At 64.1% G+C, this 19,419-nt stretch carries 16 protein-coding genes; 7 read left to right on the top strand and 9 right to left on the bottom strand.

What is annotated here, in order from left to right; genetic code table 11:
* Positions 1-4 precede the first annotated feature (4 nt).
* Positions 5-1,201 (bottom strand): efflux RND transporter periplasmic adaptor subunit, encoded by a 1,197-nt coding sequence (locus tag BUQ73_RS08905; RefSeq protein WP_079227505.1) that lies wholly within the window; start codon positions 1,199-1,201, stop codon positions 5-7.
* A complete protein-coding gene (locus BUQ73_RS08900) occupies positions 1,194-2,447 on the bottom strand; it encodes a TolC family protein (RefSeq protein WP_079227504.1) in 1,254 nt (417 codons plus the stop codon). The genes BUQ73_RS08905 and BUQ73_RS08900 overlap by 8 nt, the downstream gene beginning before the upstream one ends.
* 217 nt (positions 2,448-2,664) lie before the next feature.
* Here BUQ73_RS08900 and aroQ point away from each other — a divergent pair, with 217 nt between their 5' ends.
* Both aroQ and BUQ73_RS08890 read left to right on the top strand, forming a co-directional pair.
* On the top strand, positions 2,665-3,114 hold the full coding sequence (aroQ, locus tag BUQ73_RS08895) for a type II 3-dehydroquinate dehydratase (RefSeq protein ID WP_079227503.1): 450 nt from the start codon (positions 2,665-2,667) through the stop codon (positions 3,112-3,114).
* Complete coding sequence (locus tag BUQ73_RS08890) at positions 3,111-3,959, top strand: shikimate dehydrogenase (protein WP_079227502.1); 849 nt, start codon at positions 3,111-3,113, stop codon at positions 3,957-3,959. The genes aroQ and BUQ73_RS08890 overlap by 4 nt, the downstream gene beginning before the upstream one ends.
* A 114-nt stretch (positions 3,960-4,073) precedes the next feature.
* On the opposite strand, the gene BUQ73_RS08885 is transcribed toward BUQ73_RS08890, so the two are convergent.
* Together BUQ73_RS08885 and BUQ73_RS08880 are read right to left on the bottom strand one after the other, a co-directional pair.
* Positions 4,074-4,613, bottom strand: a complete 540-nt coding sequence (locus BUQ73_RS08885; RefSeq protein WP_079227501.1) for a thioredoxin family protein — start codon at positions 4,611-4,613, stop codon at positions 4,074-4,076.
* Positions 4,603-4,878, bottom strand: a complete 276-nt coding sequence (locus BUQ73_RS08880) for a DUF2790 domain-containing protein (RefSeq protein ID WP_079227500.1) — start codon at positions 4,876-4,878, stop codon at positions 4,603-4,605. Before BUQ73_RS08880 ends, BUQ73_RS08885 begins: the two co-directional genes overlap by 11 nt.
* Positions 4,879-5,099: 221 nt before the next feature.
* Between BUQ73_RS08880 and BUQ73_RS08875 the strand changes: the two genes are divergently transcribed.
* From BUQ73_RS08875 to BUQ73_RS08860, 4 genes are all read left to right on the top strand, one after another.
* Positions 5,100-5,840 carry a response regulator gene (locus BUQ73_RS08875; protein WP_079227499.1) on the top strand — a complete coding sequence of 247 codons (741 nt, stop codon included), beginning with the start codon at positions 5,100-5,102 and terminating at the stop codon, positions 5,838-5,840.
* Positions 5,837-7,120, top strand: a complete 1,284-nt coding sequence (locus tag BUQ73_RS08870) for a sensor histidine kinase (protein ID WP_079227498.1) — start codon at positions 5,837-5,839, stop codon at positions 7,118-7,120. The genes BUQ73_RS08875 and BUQ73_RS08870 overlap by 4 nt, the downstream gene beginning before the upstream one ends.
* A 144-nt stretch (positions 7,121-7,264) precedes the next feature.
* A complete protein-coding gene (locus tag BUQ73_RS08865) occupies positions 7,265-7,885 on the top strand; it encodes a ferric reductase-like transmembrane domain-containing protein (protein ID WP_079227497.1) in 621 nt (206 codons plus the stop codon).
* A gap of 15 nt (positions 7,886-7,900) precedes the next feature.
* Complete coding sequence (locus BUQ73_RS08860) at positions 7,901-8,389, top strand: DoxX family protein (protein ID WP_079230515.1); 489 nt, start codon at positions 7,901-7,903, stop codon at positions 8,387-8,389.
* 79 nt (positions 8,390-8,468) lie between these two features.
* Here BUQ73_RS08860 and BUQ73_RS08855 read toward each other — a convergent pair whose 3' ends face one another.
* The 4 genes from BUQ73_RS08855 to BUQ73_RS08840 form a co-directional block, all read right to left on the bottom strand.
* Positions 8,469-9,023, bottom strand: a complete 555-nt coding sequence (locus BUQ73_RS08855) for a DUF4174 domain-containing protein (protein ID WP_079227496.1) — start codon at positions 9,021-9,023, stop codon at positions 8,469-8,471.
* A gap of 196 nt (positions 9,024-9,219) precedes the next feature.
* Complete coding sequence (locus BUQ73_RS08850) at positions 9,220-13,776, bottom strand: NEL-type E3 ubiquitin ligase domain-containing protein (protein WP_079227495.1); 4,557 nt, start codon at positions 13,774-13,776, stop codon at positions 9,220-9,222.
* 78 nt (positions 13,777-13,854) lie between these two features.
* Positions 13,855-16,215: a DNA polymerase II gene (locus tag BUQ73_RS08845; RefSeq protein WP_079227494.1), complete on the bottom strand. Its 2,361-nt coding sequence runs from the start codon at positions 16,213-16,215 to the stop codon at positions 13,855-13,857.
* A gap of 34 nt (positions 16,216-16,249) precedes the next feature.
* On the bottom strand, positions 16,250-17,434 hold the full coding sequence (locus BUQ73_RS08840) for an MFS transporter (RefSeq protein WP_079227493.1): 1,185 nt from the start codon (positions 17,432-17,434) through the stop codon (positions 16,250-16,252).
* A 118-nt stretch (positions 17,435-17,552) separates the two neighbouring features.
* Between BUQ73_RS08840 and BUQ73_RS08835 the strand changes: the two genes are divergently transcribed.
* Positions 17,553-18,449 carry a LysR family transcriptional regulator gene (locus BUQ73_RS08835; protein ID WP_079227492.1) on the top strand — a complete coding sequence of 299 codons (897 nt, stop codon included), beginning with the start codon at positions 17,553-17,555 and terminating at the stop codon, positions 18,447-18,449.
* Here the strand turns inward: BUQ73_RS08835 and BUQ73_RS08830 are convergent.
* On the bottom strand, positions 18,430-19,350 hold the full coding sequence (locus tag BUQ73_RS08830) for a LysR substrate-binding domain-containing protein (protein WP_079227491.1): 921 nt from the start codon (positions 19,348-19,350) through the stop codon (positions 18,430-18,432). The genes BUQ73_RS08835 and BUQ73_RS08830 overlap by 20 nt on opposite strands.
* Between the last annotated feature and the right edge of the window lie 69 nt (positions 19,351-19,419).

The raw sequence follows: 19,419 nt of genomic DNA, 5'->3' as shown, positions 1-19,419 counted from the left end.
GCGATCAATGGCTGTGCTCGGCAGAAGCCTTGCCGAGCTCGGACTTGAGGACGAAGCTGCCGGCGGCAGCCACCTGGGTGCCGGCCGCCAGGCCTGCGGTGATTTCCACCTGGCCAGCCTCGCGGCGGCCGGTCTTCACCGGGCGGGTCTCGAAACCTTCGTCGGTGCGGGCGAACACCACTGTCTGCTCCTCCCAGTTCTGCAACGCGCTCTCGGGCACGACGACGGCGGCATTGAAGCGCTCGACATTGACCGCGACGCTGACGAACAGCCCGGGGCGCCAGGCACCGTTGGGGTTGGCCAGGGTGGCGCGCACCGTGGCGGCGCGGTTCTGCTCGCCGAGCAGGCTGCCGACGTAGTTGACCTTGCCTTCGACTTCGGCGCCGAGGTCCGGCGCGCTGACGGTCACGCTGCGCCCGGTGGTGACCCGGGCCAGGTCGCGCGGTGCGACAGCGAAGGTGGCCCAGACCCGACTGAGGTCGGAGAGGGTGAAGGCATTGCTGGTCTCGTCGACCACTTCGCCCACGGTCAGGTGCTTTTCCACCACCACGGCATCGAAGGGGGCACGCAATTCGTAGCGGTTGCCGGCACCGGCCGGGCCGACTGCGGCCACCTTCTGCCGGGCATTGGCCAAGGCGATCTCGGCTTCTTGCAAGGCCTGGCGCGCCTGCAGGTAGTCCTGCTCGGCGCTGATGCGTTCCTGCCACAGTTGCTGCTCGCGCTGGAAGGTCAGGCGCGCAAGTTCCAGGCGGCGCTGGGCGGCCTGCTGCTCGCTGCGCAGGTCGGAGATCTGCTGGCTGGCGATCACTGCCAGCACCTGGCCGCGCTTGACCGCCTGGCCGAGTTCGGCCTGCACCGCCTCGACCACACCCGGCACCCGTGGTACCACATGGGCCGTGCGGTCTTCGTCGAAACGGATCTCGCCCGGGAAGCTGATGGCGGTGCCCATTTCGCGCGGAGCGGCCGTAGCGAGCTGGATGCCGGCCGACTCGATCTGGGCGATCGACAGGTGCAGTGCGCCTTCCTTTTCCTGGTGCTCTTCAGCCGCTTCGATGCCGTGGCCGTGGCTGTCTTCGCCATGCTCGTCATGGCTGGCCTCGCCTTTGCTGGCCTGGCCAGGGTTGCCGGTCCAGGCCAGGCCACCCATGCCGAGCACGGCAATGGCAGCGGCCAGGAGAGCGAGTTTGCGGGGGTTAGTCATTGTTGCTCCTGCTGCTCGAATTTTTGCTCAAACCTTCAAGGTCGCCGTAGATCCGCTCGACCTGTGCCCGCGCATCGGTTGCTGCGGCCAGTGCGTCGAGGTACAGCCCGCGCGCATCGATCAACGTGCGCTGGGCATCGAGCACGTCGAGGAAGGCGAACTTGCCCATTTCGAAGCCACGGGTGGCGGTGTCCACGGCCTGCTGCGCCGACGGCAGGATCGTGCGGTCGTAGGCTTGTACCTCCTGCATCGCCGTGCGCCATTGATCGACGGCACTGCGGGTTTCACTGCGCAGGCGCAGCTCCACCGCATTGCGCAGGTCGCGGGCCTGGTCGGCGCGGCGTGCGGCGGCCAGCACGTTGCCCTGGTTGCGGTCGAACAACGGCAAGGGCATCGACAGGCCCACCACGTTGACCCGCTCGCGGTCTTCACGGCTGTACTGGCTGCCGACACTGACGGTGAGATTGGGAATGCGCAGGGCCTTTTCCGAGCCCAGCGATGCTTCGCCGCGCTCGACCTGGGCAGCTGCCAGGCGCCATTCGGCGGTCTGTTCGACCTGGCCGAGCAAGGTGTCGGCTGAAGGGGCCTGGCCGGGTGACAAGTTGCTCGCCTGCAAAGCGTCGAAGGTCGCCAGCGGGCTGCCGGTCAAGCGTGCCAGCGCCTGGTAAGCCACCGTACGCTGGGTTTCGGCGCGACGTTCCTCGGCCTGGGCCTGGGCCAGCTGCACCTGCGCGCGGGTGGCTTCCACCGGCGACGACTGGCCTGCGCTGACCCGGCCCTGCACCACCCGCAAGCCGCGTTCGGTCAGCGCCTGCGACTGTTGCGCCAGTTCCACGGCGGTCTGCGCGCGCAGTGCGGCGTGATAAGCCTGGACCACGTCGGCGCGCAGGCCATTGCGCTGGCGCTCCAGGTCAAGCTGGGCAATGGCCTGGCCGGCACCGGCCACAGCGATGCGCGCACCGCGCTTGCCGCCCAGTTCCAGTGGCTGGCTGAGGGTAACGGTGCTGGTGCTGGTCTCGCGGCGGGTGTCCTCCATTTCCCAGGCCAGTTCCGGGTTGGGGAGCAACCCGGCCTGGCGCCGTTCGCCCTCGGCAATGCCGATTTCGCGGCCGGCTGCGGCCAGTTCAGGGTTGTTGGCAAAGGCGGCGCTCAGCGCCTCGGGCAGGCTCATGCCTTGCCCGGCCTGAGCACTGGCGGTGGCCGCCAGCAACAGGCTGAGCAAGGCGATCTTGCGGGGGGTGGGCACTTCGGGCGTCCTCGTCGGCGAGCGTTGGCGAGGAACTGTAAGGACGGGCGGTTATCGGGGTGGTGGCGTGAAAATTACAATTCTGTAATCAGGCTGGCGGCATAAACAAGTCCGATAATCGCCCACTTTGCCCCCCTGCGACAGCCGATCCAATTGACGTAATTAACCACCCAGTACAAACATAGAGGCATTCAACAACAACAAAGCGATGCCCGTCATGACGCCCCTTATTCTCGTGCTCAATGGCCCCAACCTGAACATGCTGGGAACCCGCGAACCCACCCAGTATGGCCATGAAACCCTTGCCGACCTGGCCCAGGGTTGCGCCGACACTGCCCACGCCCACGGCCTGGAAATCGAATTCCGTCAGACCAACCACGAAGGCGAACTGATCGACTGGATCCACGCCGCCCGCAGTCGCTGTGCCGGTATCGTGATCAATCCCGGTGCCTGGACCCACACCTCGGTGGCGATCCGCGACGCCCTGGTGGCCAGCGAACTCCCGGTCATCGAAGTGCACCTGTCCAACGTGCACAAGCGCGAACCGTTCCGCCACCTGTCGTTCGTCTCATCGATTGCCGTCGGCGTGATCTGCGGCCTGGGCAGCCACGGCTACCGCATGGCCCTGAGCCACTTCGCCGAGCTGCTCCAGGAGCCACGCGCATGAGCCAGCCCGCCATCCTTGCCGGCCTGATCGGCCGTGGCATCCAGCTGTCGCGTACCCCTGCCCTGCACGAGCACGAAGGCGACGCCCAGCACCTGCGATACCTCTATCGCCTGATCGACGCCGACCAGCTCCAGCTCGAAGACAGCGCCCTGGCACAGCTGCTTGATGCCGCCCAGCACACAGGTTTTACCGGGCTCAACATCACCTTCCCGTTCAAGCAGGCGATCCTGCCGCTGCTCGATGAGCTGTCGGACGAGGCACGCGGGATTGGTGCGGTGAATACCGTGGTGCTCAAGGACGGCAAGCGGGTGGGTCACAACACCGACTGCCTGGGCTTTGCCGAAGGCCTGCGCCGTGGCCTGCCGGATGTATCGCGCCGGCGCGTGGTGCAGATGGGCGCTGGCGGTGCCGGCTCGGCGGTGGCCCATGCGCTGCTGAGCGAAGGGGTCGAGCAACTGGTGCTGTTCGAAGTGGACGCGGCACGCGCCCAGGCGCTGGTCGACAACCTCAATGGCCATTTCGGTGCGGGTCGGGCGGTACTGGGCAAGGACCTTGCTGTGGAAGTGGCCGAGGCCGATGGCCTGGTCAACACCACGCCGGTGGGCATGGCCAAATTGCCAGGTACACCACTACCGGTGGAGCTCCTTCACCCGCGCTTGTGGGTGGCTGAGATCATCTACTTCCCGCTGCAGACCGAACTGCTGAAGGCGGCGCGGGCGCTGGGTTGTCGCACGCTGGATGGCAGCAACATGGCGGTGTTCCAGGCAGTCAAGGCGTTCGAGCTGTTCAGCGGCAAACCAGCAGACGCCGAGCGGATGCAGGCGCATTTCGCCAGCCTCTCCTGACAGACCACAACACCCTTTTCGCGGGCAAGCCCGCTCCCACAGTTGAAGCGCCAACCTCAAAGGCTGCGGTGAACCTGTGGGAGCGGGCTTGCCCGCGAAGAGGTAAACGCCGATCTAACCTTTTTCATCCAGTAGTGCCTGTATGACCTTCTCCTGCCCAGCATAGTCACCCTCACCAAAGTGCACATGCCGCACCTGCCCCTGGCGATCGACAAAGTAGTGAGCCGGCCAGAACTGGTTACCCCAGGCATTCCACACCTGGTAATCGTTGTCCACCGCCACCGGATACGCGATACCGAGGCTGGCCACTTTGCTCTTCAACTGGCCCACATCATGCTCGTAGTCGTATTCCGGCGTATGCACCCCCACCACCACCAAGCCTTGGTCGGCATAGCGCCGCGCCCAGTCGTTGACGTGTGGCAGGCTGCGCTGGCAGTTGATGCAGTCCCAGGTCCAGAAATCCACCAGTACCACCTTGCCCTTGAGCGCCTGGCTATCCAGCGGCGCCGAGTTGAGCCATTGGCTGGCTCCGGCCAGCGACGGCATGGCGCCGTAATTTTCGCGAGCCATCAGTTGCCCTCCGGCCAGGCCCAGGCCAAACAGCGCCAGGGCCACGCCCCCCACTTTCAACAACAGCCGGCGATCAGTTGTCATGGCAACCGCTCGTGGCGTAGGTGCGGTATTCAACGCTCTCTTTCTGGCCTTTTGAATCGAGGTAGTCCATGCGGGTCTTGACCGGGCCACAGGCGTTGCTCTGGTCATCTTTCACCGACAGCACTTTCTTCACGTCCAGATGGTCGCCGTAGCGGTAGTGCATCACGCTGGCGTCGTTCATCGATGTGGTGCTGGCATTGGCGGCTACGGCCGCGAAACTGAGCACGGCGAACAGGCTGGCGCTGGCGATAGTCTTGAAGTTCATGGCATCTCTCCTTTGCAACACTTTCAGGGGTGGGGATCAGTGCTCCCCGGTTGATAGCCATTTCACCCCTGCCAGGTATCTCGCATGTGTCGCCTTATCCTGTGATCTGCTTCCTCCTGTATCTGTAGCCGGTGCAGATACACTGCAATACAAAACCCCAAAGGCAATCAGCAACGCGCTCGGTACACTGCGCCCACTCCCCCTGAACAGGAACGCCGCGAATGGAACATGTCGATCACATCCTGATCGTCGACGACGACCGTGAGATCCGCGAGCTGGTCGGCAACTACCTGAAGAAAAACGGCCTGCGCACCAGCATCGTCGGCGACGGCCGGCAGATGCGCGCATTCCTCGAAGCCAACAGCGTCGATCTGATCGTGCTCGACATCATGATGCCCGGCGACGACGGCCTGCTGCTGTGCCGCGAGCTGCGCGCCGGCAAACACCGCAACACGCCGGTGCTGATGCTGACCGCGCGCAACGACGAGACCGACCGCATCATCGGCCTGGAAATGGGTGCCGACGACTACCTGACCAAGCCCTTCTCCGCCCGCGAACTGCTGGCCCGCATCAATGCCGTGCTGCGCCGCACACGCATGCTGCCACCCAACCTGACCATCAGCGAAAGCAACCGCCTGCTCGCCTTTGGTCAGTGGCGCCTGGACACTACCGCCCGCCACCTGCTCGACAGCGAAGGCACCTTGGTGGCCCTGAGTGGCGCCGAATACCGGCTGCTGCGCGTGTTCCTAGACCATCCGCAACGGGTGCTCAGCCGCGAACAGCTGCTGAACCTGACCCAGGGTCGCGAAGCGGACATCTTCGACCGTTCCATCGATCTGCTGGTCAGCCGGCTGCGCCAGCGCCTGGGCGACGACGCCCGTGAGCCGAGCTGCATCAAGACCGTGCGCAGCGAGGGGTATGTGTTCTCACTGGCCGTGCAACTGCTCGAGACGCCGTCATGAAATGGCCGCGCACCCTGGCCTCACGCCTGGCGTTGATCTTCATCACCGGCCTGGTCCTGGCCTATGGTCTGTCGTTCAGCCTGCAGGCCTACGAGCGCTACGTCAGCAGCCGCTCGATGATGCTCAGCCACCTGGAACAGGACGTCGCCACCTCGCTGGCCATCTTCGAGCGGCTGCCTGCCGACGAGCGCGCCAGCTGGCTGCCACGCCTTGAGCGACACACCTACCGCTACCGCCTGGACCAGGGCCAGGCGGGCACGCAGATGGCCAGTGACGACCCGCCCATGGCTGCCGAATCGATCGTCAAGGCGATCGGCGACCGTTACAAACTGCGCTTTCAGGAAATTCCCGGGCCGACCCAGCACTTTCAGGTTCACCTGCACCTGGCGGACGGCGCACCGCTGACCATCGATGTCACCCCCACGCCGGTGCCGGTGGCGAGCTGGTTGCCGCTGGTACTGCTGATCCAGCTCGGCGTGTTGCTGTTCTGCACCTGGCTGGCAGTGCGCCTGGCTATCGGCCCGCTGACCCGCCTGGTCCAGGCGGTGGACGACCTCGATCCGGACAAGCCTGGCGTGCTGCTGGACGAAAGTGGCCCACGCGAAGTGCAGTACGCTGCCGTGGCCTTCAACGCGCTGCAGGCACGCATCGCCGCTTACCTGAAAGAGCGCATGCAACTACTCGCGGCCATTTCCCACGATCTGCAAACACCGATCACACGTATGAAACTGCGGGTCGAGGTGATGGAGGATGGCAGCGAGAAGGACAAGCTCTGGCATGACCTGGACGCAATGGAGCACCTGGTGCGCGAAGGCGTGGCCTACGCCCGCAGCATGGACATCAACACCGAGGCGCCCTGCCGGATCAACCTCGACGCCTTTCTCGACAGCGTGGTGTTCGACTACCAGGACAGCGGCGCCCAGGTGGAGCGCCACGGCAATACCGGCAGCCTGCTGGAAACCCGCCCGCACGCGTTGCGCCGTGTGCTGGTGAACCTGGTGGACAACGCCCTGAAGTTCGCCGGCAAAGCACAGCTTGAAGTCAGCCGCGAGCGCGGCAAGACGCTGATTCGGGTTCTCGATGAAGGCCCCGGGATCCCCGCTGAAGAGCTGGACGAAGTACTCAAACCGTTCTACAGGGTAGAAAGCTCCCGCAATCGCAGTACCGGCGGTACCGGCCTTGGGCTGGCCATTGCCCAGCAACTGACACAAGCCATGGGCGGGCGATTGACCTTGAGCAACCGCAAAAGCGGCGGGTTGTGCGCCCAGATCGAGCTGTAATGACGGACGCGGCGGCCTGCTCGGACCGCCCTACAGCCCTAGGGGCTACAGTCCGATACACAAAGCCACTTTCACCGACACACTGCAGATACCCGTCCCCCACACACTCCCGGTCACACAACGACACCCCGGGAGACCTCACCCATGAAGCCGCTCACGTTACCCTCTGGCTGGAAGCTGTTCGCCGCCCTTGCCGGCCTGACCTTGTTGATGACGGCCATGGTGCTGCTCAGCTATCCCCCAGGTGCGGATGCCCTGCGCAGTGCCATCCGCGCCACCGCACGCAGTTCTTTCGCACTGTTCCTGCTGGCCTTCCTGGCCTCGTCACTGGTCACGTTCCGGCCCACCAACGCTAGCCGCTGGTTGCTCCGCGAGCGGCGCTACGTGGGCCTGGCCTTCGCCTTTTCGCATACCGTGCATGGCCTGCTGATCTACCGCTACGCCCAGCAATTCCCTGAACTGTTCTGGGCCGGGCGGACGATCACTTCAAGCCTGCCGGGAAGTATCGGTTACCTGTTCCTGCTGCTGCTCACCGTGACCTCGTTCAAGGCACCGATGCGCTTGCTGGGTGGGCGTGCCTGGAAAAACCTGCACAGCACCGGCATGTGGGTATTGGCCGGGGTGTTCTGCCTGTCGTTCTACAAGCGTATCCCCATGGGCGGCTGGTACCCGCTGGCTTTCGCCCTGATGTTCAGCGCCGCCGCCGTCAAGCTCACCGCCAAGCTGGCCCGGCAGCATCGCCGCACTGCCCCTACCCTTTCCTGAACCGAGATGACCACCATGACCACACTCGCCCGCACCTTCACCACCTTAGATCGCTTTGGCAGCTGGAGCGCCGATCTGCCGTTGCGGCTGTTCCTGGCCTGGGAGTTTTTCGAGTCCGGCTGGGAGAAATTCAACGGCAGCAACTGGTTCGGCGATCTGCAGTCGAACTTCCCGTTCCCATTCAATGTGCTGCCGGCAGCGTTCAACTGGCAGCTGTCGATGTGGGCGGAGTTGTTGCTCCCGCTTCTGCTGTTGCTTGGCCTGGGCACACGCCTGGCATCGGCCGGGCTGATGGTGGTGACCGTGGTGGCGATTGCTGCAGTGCATTGGCCCAGCCATTGGTCGACCCTGGCGGAACTGGCCCAAGGTTATTCCATTACCGACCAAGGCTTCGGCAACTTCAAATTGCCGCTCATCTATCTGATAGCCCTGCTGCCGTTGCTGCTCAAAGGCTCGGGGCGCTTGAGCCTGGATCACTGGATCAGGAACCGCGTAGTGGGGTAAGGACCGGAGGGGCTGCCAGGCAGCCCCTTCAGCCGTCATCGGGTAACAGGGATCAACCGATCGGGAAGGTTGCCGCCACTCAATCATCCAACGGTTTGGGAGGCGCGGCAGGTTTGGCGGGTTTTGCCGGCTTGCTTTCCTTGGCCTTGGGTTCAGGCGCAGCCGCCGCTACGGGCTCTGGCGCGCGCGCAGCCTTTTCACTGGCTGGCAGCTCATCGACAGCTTTGAAGATCAACTGCGGGTCGAGCTTCTCGCCTGATTCGTCATCCTTGAGTACGTGACGCTCGCCGTCCATACCCACCAGGATCACCTTGGTACCCTTGCTGGCACCTAGCTTGAGCTCGCGAATAAGGGCCATCGTGGTCTGCTGTTCAAGGTTCTTGTCTTCACGCTTGCCCATCATCTGGGCGACGCTGAACAGCACCAGGTTGCGCTCTTTGAAACCCGCCTGGGTAGCAGGGTCCTTGAGTGCTTCATTCAACCCTCGCAAGGTGGGGTCGGCACTGCTTGGAGCGATAACGACCAATGGCCTGGCCTTGCCAAGCTCCTTGGCCAGTGGCGCGTCACTGTCGGCAGCAAACAGCGGACCGGCGACAGCGAGCAAGGTGGCGAGGGTCAGTGACCGGAAGAGCATGCGAATCTCCTTATTGTCCCGATATATCAATGACTACAGATCATGGAGAAAAATCCGATCTGGAGCCTAAACCACTTCGAACAAGGGATGGCCAGGGAAAAGTAACTGGTAATTTCCAGCCCGCCCCTGGCCAATGACGCCGCTGTCAGCCGCTGCTGTCATCCATATAGAGCATAGCCCAAAGCCATCGCCGGTATCAGCGCACCTCGACCGCAGGGTCGTCTGGCCCGACTTGCAGGGCATCGAGCGTCATGTCGAGCATCAGGCCACGCCGGGCTGCACGTTGTTCCCCAAGGATGGCATCCGCATGCAGGCGGCGGGTTTCATCCGTCAGCGTGTCATCGTCCAGCACGGCATCCAGGCGCCGCCGGAACGGCCTGTCGAGCTGGCGGAAACGTTCGGGATGGGTGCGCTCCAGGTACGTCTGCCAGAATGTGCGGTCGACCATCGAGCGAGCGATTTCTTCCTGCGTCTGGTTTTCCTCTATCTGCGCGGCGGCTTGCTCCAGCTGTTCATCGGTAACGCCCGCTACTTGCCCAAAGCTCATGTCCCCTACTTCAATGGGCAGGTTCAGCCGAGTGCGCAAGCCGACGCGATAGGCAAGCCCGACCTCGCTTTCATCAGGGTTGCCGCCACGTTGGAGAATATCCTGCAGGGCAATCCGGTCGACTTCATCCAGGCGCCACAGGCGCACCCCCAGCGACAGCAGGGCCTGTTGCGTATTGCCCGGCACATCGGTGCGTGCACGCCATACCCGCACATTCAGCTCGAGGTTGCTCAGGCACCAGGTGGCGCCGTCCTGGCAGCCCCATTCATCATTGGCAACGGCCAACAGTTCATCACGCAATGCAGGCTCCGCCGCCATCGCCTGCAGCAGGGCAAGTATCCGCTGGGCGAGGGCCTGGGCATTGATATGAAAATCGGCGGACTGCAACAATTGCTGCAACACGCGAAAGAAGCGGTTCGCAGGTTCGCCAACGTCCACTGTTTCCCAGGCCGCGACCAAAACACCGCGGTAACGCGGGCCGATGGAGTCGCCCCAGACTTCGCGGGCCCGGGCCTGCTGCTCTTCAAGCAGCGCTTCGTCCACCGGCAGGAAAGGTGCGCTCAGCGAGGCTTGAAGGCGCAGCGACTCGGCTTCGCTCAGAGGGTTCCCGGCTAGCCTGATGCGCCGGCGCATGGCGATGGGCAGACGAAAGAATTCCGCCGGAATCTCCCGGATTTGATTCTCCCGCATATCCATGTACAACAGGTTCGCACGACTGTTGGAAGCATGGGGGAAATGCGTAAGCCCGGTGCTGCGCAGGCTCAGCCATCGCAGCGATGCCAGACCATTGAGGGTGAATGTACGACCCAGCGGGTTGAACGACAGGTCGATATACTCCAGCCCCGAGGCGCTGGCCAGTGTGGCGGCCTGGCTGGTAGTCAGCACGATCTGGTTGTTGGTCAGGCTCAGCTGCCGTAAAAGAGGCATCTGCAGCAAGGGCTGCGGTATCCGGGTCAGCAGGTTGCCGCCCAGGTCCAGACTGCGCAGGCGTGGGAATGCCAGGAGGAAACTTTGGGGAACCTCTCTAAGCTGCATGCGCAGCAACGACAGGTCGGAGACATGGGGAAAACTTACCTGAGCCGGGATCTCCGGCAAATCCTCCACCCGGTTGTTGTAGATGACGATCCGGTAGTTGTCCTCGGTATCGACGTGGGACTCCGAGCCTGTGGTCATTCGGCGCCAACCGTCGATCAGGGTGTCGCGCACACTGCCACGGTCCTGCTGCGGTTCACCTTCGGCCTCCGCGACCCAGGCTGCGAGTGCATTCTGCAGCACCGTGAATTGCTGGCGCAGGGCCGCCAGCACTTCCTCGACCGGGCGCCCCAAACGCTGGGCATGGGCTGCCCATGCCGCCGCCTGTTCATCGCTGAACGAAGGGTACAGGTCACGCAGCATCGCTGTCAGAGGCCTGTCGGCGCGCCCGGTCCCTCCCGAGTTGCAGCCGCCCAAGGGATAACCCAGGCGTCCCTGCGCCCAGCGCTGTGGCGCACGGAACGCACCTGGGCGCAATGGGCTGAGCACACTTGCCACCTCGGTTCGGCGGCGGATGGCTTCGCGCGCCAGCACAACCCGCAGATTGTGAGCGAAAGGGTCGCCAATCTGCATGGCCTGGCGCTGCTGTGACGAATAGGCGGCGGCCATCACCTCGAACAGCTCTCCCGCGTTGCCCTGCGCAAGCCCTTGCCCATCGATCAGTTGGAAGGTGCCATAGGCGTGCACCAGCGCGAATGGCTCGATACCGTGTTCGGTCGCCTGCAGCAGCGGCCCGCTCATCGAACCTTCGAACAGACGCCAGCGTAGCCCTTCTGCAGCACCAGGCAGATGTTTCAAAAGCGCGAGGACCACGCGAGCCAGATCAGCGTTTTGCGGGGTGTCCAAGAAGAAAGCTTCAAAAACTCTGACCGCGCGGGTGCTGGCGGCCCTGCCCCTCGCCGCTTCGGCCAGGCTCAACGACACGCGGCCAGTCTCCAGTAGGCGCCGTCGATCTTCACCACTGGCGGTGGCCAGCAGCGCCTGCGCAGCACGCGGATGCAAGCTGGGGAACACTCTGCGCAGGGTGGCACTCGCCGTACTGTCGCTGGCCTGCACAGCGTCATACAGATGGCCAAGCAGCGTGCGCCGCTGTGCCCATGCCAATTCGGCCAAGTCCTGGTCGGATGCCTCGCTTGCCCCCGGCAGGCGCCGGGCATGCTGCAACACGGTGACATCCTCGACTTGCTGGCCTGCGCGCAAGCGGTTGACCAGCTGCCTGATGCGCTGCGCGAGCCGGCAGCGCTCGGCGGTGTCGAGCATCCCCGGCTCCGGGGCACGACCGTAGACATGCAAGGCGCGCAGGTGCTCTGCCTCCAGGCCGTGGATGTTCAGCACCTCGTCGACCTGCTCGTCGCTCATCTGGCTCAACGGGTCACCCAGCCGACGAAACATCCGCCGAGTGTCATCCCACTGCGCGGGCTGCTCGCTCCACACCCGCCAGGCACCCGCGCCATTGTGGCGCAAGGCCGGCCCATGGCCATCGCGCGGTCGCAGCTGCCACTGGCCTGGGTCAGCTTCAACGACAGGGTAATGATGCCCGTCCATTTCCACCCACGCGGCCCCCTCCAGGCGTCGAATGCCCAGGGCATCGCGCGTTGCCGCAGCGCTCGGCACTCCACCACGGTAGGGCGCCAGGTCCTGCTGCCAGAGCTTGACGCTGCCGTCTTCAAGGCGCACCGGCAGCATCGCATCGACCACCGCCGAACGTGACCAGAGACGTTGCACCGCGGTGACGCCGACGACCGTGGCAGCGATCGTCGCCACGTCGATGGCGACATTGCTCAGGTGCTCCAGTGCCCCCTGCGCGTCTTTCTCGTGCAACGCCTCCAGGCCATGGTAGACCTCGCCCATCACCTCCCAAACGGTCAACGCAAGCAACGCCAGACCGATGCCTGGTACGAACAGCCCGGCAATGTTGAGCAACAGCCAGCCTTCCGCAGCCAGACGCTGATCGTGGACGCGCTGGGCGTCGCGGTCCAGACGCGCCACGGGCATGGCGATCGTCGCCGCGTCTTCTTTCATCTGCCCGATACGCGACTGGGCGAGGCTATTGAACAATGGGGCTGGATAGGGCCGCAACTGCGGCTTCATGTCGAAACCGGCCCAAACTGGTAAGTCATCAAAGACAGGAACCGCCGTGCCAAAGAAGGCCTGGCTGTCACGCCGAAGCACGAACCGGCTGAAAAAGCCCTGATAAGACTTGACGCGCAAGCGGTGCCCCAGTTCACGGTTGAGGGTTTTCAAACTGTCGAATGCACTCCAGGGGGCGACCGGGTCACCAGGTATGTACACCAGCAAGCGCCGGGTAGTGTTGAGCAAAACGCCCTGATCGATCACTTCCAGCACCACCACCTGCTCCAGCGCGCAGCCCAACAGAGTCAGGCGCCTGGGCTCGACCAGATCGCCGGCAAGGCGCAACAGGACGCCCTCGTGGCACATGGCGGTCAACAGCCTGAGCTCACTGTCATCCAGGCGACCGTCCAGCCTGGCCTTGTGTGCGTCCACCAACATGGCATGACGGCATGCGTCGCCCAGCAACGCATGGACGCTTTTGCTGTCGCCCGCAGGTTCAAGGATCGAATCAAGGTGACGCTGGTAACGCTCGCCCAGGTCCAACTCGCGGCACAGAGCCGCAAACTCGATGGCCGTGGGCAACCTGCCGCTGACCTGGCAGGGCACGAGCAGGCGGTTGCCTGCAGGCTGCCCACCTACCTGGGTCTGATCCGCGCTGAAATTGCGTAGCACAATCTCCAGCAATGGCTCTTCTTCGTACACCACTTCAGTCAGGTGGACGCCAACCGGTTGCGTGTTGATGACTGGTTCACGTCGGCCTGCCAGGAACTGCATCCGATGCACATTGCACCTGACACCATGTCGCTCGTCGAGGGCGTTCTCCAGTGCCGAAGCGACAAACCGATCGATGCCTTCGATGCGCGCCAACAGCGTTTTCAGGCGCTGGCGGCACTCCAGGCTGCTGGCCAATGCCTGGCTGAGCACAGGCCACTGGTCGACCGGTACTTTTCGTATCCAGTCGGGCAGGCGTTTGCCAATGACCTCATCCTGAAATGCCTCGCTAAGCTGGTGCAGAGGGATAAACCGCTGCGTGTCGGCATGCAATGCGACGGTAGCTGGGGTATCGCCATTCGGCGGAGTATCGAGTGGTAAGGTGCCCATGTTCGCTGCTTCCTGAAAGAAAGCAGGCAGCCTATGTCGGGCACCTTGGGCGAGGTGTCAGATAGCTAACGCACCCACTCAGAACAAGAGCAGTTGCCGGTCGGTCAACGCCGAGAAATCATCACCCACAAACGGCAGAATGGCATCTGCCACCGGCTGCAGTTGACGACTCAGGTAGTGCTCGTAGTCGATTGGCGACTGGCGGTTCTCCATCGGCTCAGGGCCCGCCGTGGTGATTACGTAGCTGATCCAGCCGCCATTCTGGTATTGCCGGGCACGGCCCAGGCGGCTGTTGTATTCATCGGCCAGGCGCGCCGCGCGCACGTGCGGTGGGACGTTGCGCTGGTAGTCGGCCAACGGGCGACGCAGGCGCTTGCGATAGATCAGCAGCTCGTCCAGTTCACCGGCCAGGGTCTGCTGCACGAAGCCGCGCACATAGTCGCGATACGGCTGGCCCCGGAAGACACGCTCGTACAGCGCTTGCTGGAATTGGCGGGCCAACGGCGACCAGTCGGTACGGACCGACTCCAGCCCCTTGTAGACCATGCCTTCGCTGCCGTCTGCTCGCCGCACCAGCCCGGCGTAACGCTTCTTGCTGCCCTCATCTGTACCGCGGATTGTCGGCATCAGGAACCGCCGGTAATGCACCTCGAACTGCAGCTCCAGCGCACTTTCCAGCTTCAAGGTTGCCAGCAGGTGCTCGCGCCACCATTGGTTGACCAGCGCCACCAGATCATGGCCGATACGCGCCGCCGCCTCTTCGCCATGGGCGCCCTTGAGCCAGACGAAGGTGGAGTCGGTATCGCCGTAGATCACCTCGTAACCCTGCGCCTCGATCAGTGCGCGGGTCTGGCGCATGATCTGGTGGCCACGCATGGTGATCGATGAGGCCAGGCGTGGGTCGAAGAACCGGCAACCACTGGAGCCGAGCACGCCGTAAAAGGCATTCATGATGATCTTCAGCGCTTGCGACAGCGGCGCGTTGCCCTCGCGCTTGGCCGCTTCCCGACCCTGCCATACGCGCTCGACGATGGCCGGCAGGCAATGCTCGGTGCGCGAAAAACGCCCACCGCGAAAGCCTTCCACCGAATGCTCGTCATCGGCCAGGCGCAAGCCCTCGACCAAGCCGACCGGGTCGATCAGGAAGGTGCGGATGATCGAGGGATACAGGCTTTTGTAGTCGAGAACCAGCACCGAGTCGTACAGCCCTGGCCGCGAGTCCATGACGAAACCGCCGGGGCTGGCTTCTTCCGGGCGGCTGCCAAGGCTGGGCGCGACAAAGCCCATGCGGTGCATGTGTGGGATATACAGGTGGCAGAATGCGGCGACCGAACCGCCACTGCGGTCCACCGCCAGGCCTGTGACCGACGAACGCTCCAGCAGGAAGTCGAGCAGCCGGGTGTGGGCAAAGATCCGCGTGACCAGCTCGCAGTCCTTGAGGTTGTAGCGGGCAAGCGCAGGCTTGTCCTCGGCGAAGCGGCGGTTGATCTCGTCCATGCGCTGGTACGGCGTGTCGATGGCCTTGCCTTCGCCGAGCAAGGTCTGCGCGACGCTCTCGAGGCTGAACGAGGGGAAGCTCCAGGTCGCCGAGCGCAGCGCTTCGATGCCGTCGATCAGCAGGCGCCCCGGGGCATCGGCGAACACGTGGCCACCACCGGCATGGCTGCGCAAGGTCATCGGTGCGCCGTTGCGCCCCAGCGCCAGCGGCACTTGCAACAGCTTGGCGTGCTCGTGCAGCAGGCGCAGGTCGAACTGGATCAGGTTCCAGCCGATGATCGCATCTGGATCGTGCTCGGCCAGCCACTGGTTGAGGCATGCCAGCAACTCGGCCCGGTCGGCACAGTAGCGCAGGTCGAAATCCAGGTCGCCAGCTTCGCCGTTGGGCGGGCCGAGCATGTACACCTGGCGCTGGCCACAACCTTCAAGCGCGATGCTGTAAAGCTCACCGCGTTCGCTGGTCTCGATGTCCAGCGACACCAGGCGCAAGGCTGGGCGGTAATCCGGGCACGGTTTGAGCTGGGCGTCGCAGTACACACCGTGCTCATCCACCGTGCCGGTGAACTGCACCGGGGCAGTGATGAAGCGCTCCATCAGGTAGCGCTCCGGGGGTCGGATATCAGCCTCGAACACATCGATGCCGGCGGTGCGCAGGCGCTGCTCCAGCTGCATCAGCTGACGGTGTTGGCGGGTATAAAGGCCGAGCATGGGGCGCTGGTCGAAGTCTTTCAAGCGCAGCGGCTTGAGCTGCGCGCCCTCTTCCTTGGCCAACAATACCCGAGCGTGTTCGGCCTGCGCCTGCGGGATGAAGGCCACTGATTCCTGGGTAGCCAGGCGCAATAGCCGTGGCCCGGCATCTGTGGCCAGCCAGAATTCCACGCAGGTGCCATCGGGCGTGTCATGCCAATGCCGGGTCAGGACAAAGCCCTGCTGCAACTCCACCGCGTCGACCTCTGCTTAAAAGGACGATTCTACGCTAGCGCGGCCCCGCCACGAAGCCGCTTCTGCGCGCTGCCAGTACCACCAGCAAGGCGATTGCGACCAGTGCCAACACCACACTGCCGAATGCCTCGACACCCACCCCGGCCAACAACAGGCCACCGACGATCCCACCCAGGGCAATGGCGCTGTTCCACACCGTCACCAGCATCGATTGCGCAACATCACCACCCTCACCCGCCGCATCGGCGCAGGCGGTCTGCAACAGAGTCGGCGCACCGCCGTAGGTCACCCCCCATAGTGCAACGCTCAGGTAGATGGCCCAGGGCGAGGCCTGCCCCAGCAACAGGGTGGCCAGGGCAAACCCTGCCAGGCTCAGTACGACCAGCCTGCGCAGGTGGTGATCGACCAGCAGGCCCACCAGGCCGATGCCCGCCAGCGCCGAGAGACCGAACAGCATCAGCACCTGGCCGATATCGGTCGCCATGCCCGCTGCGGCCAGCAACGGCACGATGTAGGTGTAGAGAATATTGTGGCCGAGGACCCAGGTGAGGATCACCAACAGCACCAGGGCCACGCCTGGCGTACGTAGTACCTGCAACGCGGATGGGCGCTTGCCGAAGACCTGCCCTGGATAATCAGGCACAGCTTTGAGCACCCACGCCACCAACAGCAACGCCACCAGCGTGACCACGGCGAAGGTGGCGCGCCAGCCAAGCGCCGCTCCCAGCCATGTGGCAATCGGCAAACCCAACGACAGCGCAATCGGCTGGCCGAGCATGGCCACGGCCATCGCCCGCCCCTGCAGTGCTGCTGGCACCATGCGCCGGGCATGCCCGGCAATCAGGCCCCAGGCCAGCCCGGCAGCGGCGCCGGTGAGAAAGCGCAGCAACAGGGTCAGGGTGTTGGAAGGCGAAACGGCGGTCAGGCCGTTGAACAGCACAAAACCGACAATGGCCAGCAAGAGCGCTCGGCGCCGGTACCAGCCTTGGGTCAGGCTCACCAGCGGGATGGCTGTCAGCAACGAACCCAGTGCGTATGCAGTCACCCATTGCCCGGCCATGGCCTGGCTGATGTGCATGCCATCGGCGATCTGGTCGAGCAGGCCCGCCGGAAGGGTCTCGCTGAGTATGGCGATGAAGCCGGTCATGGCCAGTGCCAGCAGCCCGCTCAAGGGCAGGCGCTCGGCACGGGGCAGAGAAGCAGTGGATGTCTGGGACATTTCAGGATGCCTTGTGGTTTCGATCAAGGCCGACAGTCTGCAAGGCCCCGTATTGCGGAAAAAGACGGTTACAATACCGCTCACCCAGGACATGGATGTCCGCAATCAGGAGCACAGAATGGACAGCCTCAGCGGCTTCGTGGTCTTCAACCGGGTCGCCGAAACCCGCAGCTTCGTCGCCGCCGGCCAGTCGCTGGGGATCAGTGCCTCGGCCGTGGGCAAGCGTGTGGCGCGCCTTGAGGGACGCCTGGGTGTACGCCTGTTCCACCGCAGTACCCGCAGCATCACCCTGACCGCCGAGGGGACGCTGTTTCTCGAGCGCAGCCGGCGCATCCTGGCCGAGATCGAGGCCACCGAACAGGAACTGTCGCAGGCCAGTGAAACACCACGCGGCCGCCTGCGCGTAAGCCTGCCCCAGGTGACCGGGCTGGTGATGCCGGCTCTGGCCGAATTCATGGAACGCTACCCGCAGGTGGAGCTGGACCTGGAGTTCACCGACCGCATGGTCGATATCGTCGGCGAAGGCTTCGATGTGGTGATGCGCGGCGGCCAACCGCTGGACTCGCGGCTCAACGCCAAGTTTCTCGGGCACTTCCAGCACTGCCTGGTGGCCTCGCCCGAGTACCTGCGCACGCGTGGTACGCCGCTGCACCCGCGCGAACTCGGCGCACACACCTGCCTGCATTACCGCTTCCCCAGCAACGGCAAGCTGGAAACCTGGCCGCTGCGCCAGGAGCACCCGGAACAGGGCTACGACATCCCCATCTCGATGGTCTGCAACCATGTCGAGACGCGTATCTGCTTCGCCCTCAACCACCGCGGCATCACCTGCCTGCCGGACTTCAGCGTGCGTCGCGAGCTGGCCGCTGGCACCTTGGTGAGCGTGCTTGACGGCTTCATCGAACGGCGCGGCAGCTTCTACCTGCTGTGGCCGTCCGGGCGCCACGTGCCACCCAAGCTGCGGGTGTTCATCGACTTCATGCTGGAGCGCGTGTTCAGCCGTACAGGTAGTTGATGTCCTTGTAACCCAGCGGCGGCACCTGGCCGAGCAGGAAGTCGCGCAGCTTGTGCATCTGCCGCGCCTTGGGGCTGCTCTTGAGCCAGGTCATGTAATAACCGTCACCGGTCGACACCGCATGCTTGAACGGCGTCACCAGGCGCCCGGCAGCGAGGTCGGCACTGGCCAGCACCAGGTCGACCACCGAAATGCCGAGACCCTGCTGTGCAGCCGAGATGCCTTGGTCGAGGGTATCGAACACCTGGCCCTGATCGATGCTGATGTCCAGCGCATCCATGCGCGCCAGCCAGCGTCGCCAGTCGCGGCGGTCCGGTGACGGGTGCAGGAATTCACATTGGCGCAGGTCGGCCAGCACCGGTTGCGCTTGTGCCATGTAGTCCGGGTGGCACACCGGAATCAGCCATTCATCGAACAGCTTGACGCTCTCGACATCGGCCGGGAAACGGCCGTTGGCCAGAAGGATGGCGCAGTCGTAGGGCTCGGAATAGAAGTCCACCGAGTCGATGTCCATCCACACGCTCGACAGCTGCACGCTGCAGTTGTCTTCGAGCTTCTTGAAGCCGTCCAGCGCCCGCAGCAGCCAGCGCACGGTCAGTGTCGAGGGCGCTTTCAAACGCAGCCCGTAGCGGTCCTGGCGCAGCAGCGCACAGGCGTTCTCGATGATCTTGAACCCGACCTTCAACTCCTGGGCCAGCAGCCGCCCATGCTCGGTGAGGCTCAACTTGGGGCCACGGCGCTCGAACAGGTCGCAGCCGAACATGGATTCGAGCGTCTTGATGTGATGGCTGACCGCTCCCTGGGTCAAGGCCAGCTCCTCGGCGGCGCGGGTGAACGAGCCGTAGCGCGAGGCCACCTCGAAGGCACGCAGGGCGTGCAAAGCTTGAATCCGTTCCGACATGGCACCCTCGAAGCATGAGTAAGACTAATAGTAGGTCATAGTTCCACGCGTTTTACAACGTGAAGAGCG

Origin of the sequence: Pseudomonas putida, assembly GCF_002025705.1 — a bacterium.
In the GTDB taxonomy this organism is placed as follows: domain Bacteria; phylum Pseudomonadota; class Gammaproteobacteria; order Pseudomonadales; family Pseudomonadaceae; genus Aquipseudomonas; species Aquipseudomonas putida_J.
The sequence above is the reverse complement of the archived record's forward strand: the minus strand, read 5'-3'. Positions and strand labels throughout refer to the sequence as shown.